Below are 2,586 nucleotides of genomic sequence, written 5' to 3'. Positions count from 1 at the left end.
CACCGATACCGTTTATAATATTGAAGTCGATGACTTTCACACCTATCATGTGGGTAGATTGGGTGTGTGGGTGCATAATGCGGATTGTTGTGGGGCTAGGGTTGTATCAGGAAATATTATAAATAAAGCTGGGGACTTTTATCCGAACATTCCAGATCCTAGAACGGGTCGTCCTATTCCGTTTCCGAACGAAACTTTACAAATCGTACCCAAGGAGAGTCGTGTTATATGGGATAATCAAGAAAGATACAAATTTATTAAAACATGGCATGACAAGGGCTATCCAGAACCAAGAGGTGGGTGGGCAGAATATGATATACATCACATTAAACCCAGAGAATATGGTGGAACAAATGATTTTTGGAATCTAGTTCCAGTACAAAGAAAGACTCATCAAAAAGAATTTAATAACTTTTGGAGGGGTGTAAAATGAAAGAATTAATTCTAACATTAAAGAAAGATTGGTCACTTTCGAAAAAGCCTCAATATTGTAATGATTCTTTTGAATTATTGTGCGTGTTTGGTAACGAAGGCTTGGAAATTGATTTAATGAAATCTGTTTCTAAATTGGGTATTGTAAATATACCACCGAATTTTTTGGATTTTATTAAAGAGACCAATGGTGCAAAATTGTTCTATGATAAGGCTTATGGTCAGGCTGGAATGGATTTGTATGGAACGGATGTTGTTTATGAAAAAAATTTGGAATGGAGAAACAGCTATTTAAGCCAAGATTTATTGCCGACAGATTTAATTATTGGTGAGTTTTTGGGGGATAGTGATTTAGTGGTGTTGAGATGTGATAAAAACTCTGATGATTACGGAGATATTATAATATTACTACCACTTGATGAGAGAAAAGACTGGTATTTTTTAGATGAGAATTTTGAATCTTTTTTGAGGAATTTTTGCAATAACGAGGGAGTGAAGTATTGGGAAATAAGCTAATTTATAATATATCATCTAATAGTCAATTCCAAACCACACCGATACCGTCTACAACATTGAAGTAGATGACTTTCACACCTATCATGTGGGTAGATTGGGTGTGTGGGTGCATAATGCGGATTGTTGTGAAGTTAATCAAGTTATTGAAAAAACAAAAACTTTATCACCTGCAAGTGCAACCCCATCAGGTAGAATTAGTGGAAAACTCATGGATACTCATGGTGGTTTAGTAGAAAAAAGTAAACTTTCTCCACAGCAACAAAAAATGGTTGATGAAATCATGAAAGGTGATAAAGGTGGCGAAAAAACAGAGAAACTGACTAGTTCAATTCTAAAAGATAGTGGTTATAAAGAGTTAGCAGGTGCAAAATATCATGGTGGTAGTAATAAAGGTTTTGACCATGTTATTCAAGACGCAGATGGTACAGTTATTATCATAGATTCCAAGCAACTTGCTAATAGCGGAGCAACTAAATTAGGGACAAGCAATGCGGGTGTTCAATTAAGTGAAAATGCTATTAGAGCTACCCTGCCAAATTTACCTATAAATTCAGCAGCTAGAAAAGCTATCGAAAAAGCCCTTGATAGTGGTAAATTAAAAACAGCTGTTATTGGTGTGGATAAAAAAACTGGTAATGTTTTATTTACACCTTTTACAGTTAAGCCTAAAAAGTAATTTGGAGTTAATATGAAAATGAAAAATCTCGATAAGAAGAAATTTCAATTAAGATTGGCTTATGTGTCAGATTATTGGAATTCAAGTTGGATTGATAATCCTGAAAGGAAAAAAAACTTAACTCAAGGAATTATTGATGTAAAAGACAATTTTTCATGGTGTTTTTTAGCATTCCAAGATTTAATATTAATGAAACTTATTATAAATTGGTTCCATAAACACGATATTAATGAAACTAAAAATTATGCTTATAACTATGCAAAACTACAATATGTGATGTCTCAATCACCTTATGATTATTTGGGTCAAGAATATGCCTATGAAAAAAGAGCTTTTGAAGGGTTGTGGTTTCTATTATCCAATCATAAACCACTGATTAAATGGTACTCAAATCTAGATCATATTTTTAGTCAATCTGCGGACAACCCTAAATCAGAGCAATTTTTTACCAAACAATTTTTTATTGCATTGCGTGGAGACTGGAAACTTTTACAAGAGCGTTGTGAGAAAGTGTTAGCAGATCCACCGACATCGGGTCGTGGCAAGAACTACTTAATTGACCACACTTTTTACTTGTCTCTTTCTCAAGGGGATATTGATGGTATGATAAATGCTATTTCCCAACTTTTAGAAACCAAAACTTTTAATCGCAGACAACGCATGGATTTAGAAAGCGGTTATACAAAAGATTTATTGGATACACCTGCAACACTTTATACTAAACTAGCATGGTATCATGGTTATCAAATTCAAATTGAAAGTGATTACATTCCCAAAGAATGGTTAGAGATGACACCTTTAGAAAACTATCAAGATGAATTTGAGTTTATGAAAAAGTATAGTATATAATTAATCAAGATTACTGTCCCCATTTTGGATTAAAGACACAGGCTGGCTAAAAGCGTCCTTGCTAGAACAAGGCATGATACTGCTTGATAGAAACAATCAAGAAGTAGAAGTTA

The 2,586-nt window shown here is 33.8% G+C and carries 3 protein-coding genes and 1 pseudogene; all 4 read left to right on the top strand.

Features of this window, described 5'->3' with window-relative positions; genetic code table 11:
* Nucleotides 1-433 (top strand): annotated as a pseudogene (locus K941_RS17890) (hypothetical protein); the annotation flags it as partial.
* On the top strand, nt 430-948 hold the full coding sequence (locus tag K941_RS15905; RefSeq protein ID WP_051226066.1) for an SMI1/KNR4 family protein: 519 nt from the start codon (nt 430-432) through the stop codon (nt 946-948). The pseudogene K941_RS17890 and the gene K941_RS15905, both read left to right, overlap by 4 nt.
* Nucleotides 949-1,054: 106 nt before the next feature.
* A complete protein-coding gene (locus K941_RS17630; RefSeq protein WP_051226065.1) occupies nt 1,055-1,624 on the top strand; it encodes a hypothetical protein in 570 nt (189 codons plus the stop codon).
* Between the two features lie 12 nt (nt 1,625-1,636).
* Entirely contained in the window at nt 1,637-2,473 is an 837-nt protein-coding gene (locus K941_RS0112300) for an Imm49 family immunity protein (protein ID WP_228130420.1), read from the top strand.
* Nucleotides 2,474-2,586 lie beyond the last annotated feature (113 nt).

The sequence above is a fragment of the Moraxella caprae DSM 19149 genome (assembly GCF_000426885.1).
Lineage (GTDB): Bacteria > Pseudomonadota > Gammaproteobacteria > Pseudomonadales > Moraxellaceae > Moraxella > Moraxella caprae.
Note: the sequence above shows the minus strand (reverse complement) of the source record. Positions and strands in the feature narration are given on the sequence as shown.

Bases quoted from the DNA above. Each gene is read 5' to 3' on its own strand.
- K941_RS15905 (WP_051226066.1), top strand. From the start codon at position 430: ATGAAAGAATTAATTCTAACATTAAAGAAAGATTGGTCACTTTCGAAA.
- K941_RS0112300 (WP_228130420.1), top strand. From the start codon at position 1,637: ATGAAAATGAAAAATCTCGATAAGAAGAAATTTCAATTAAGATTGGCT.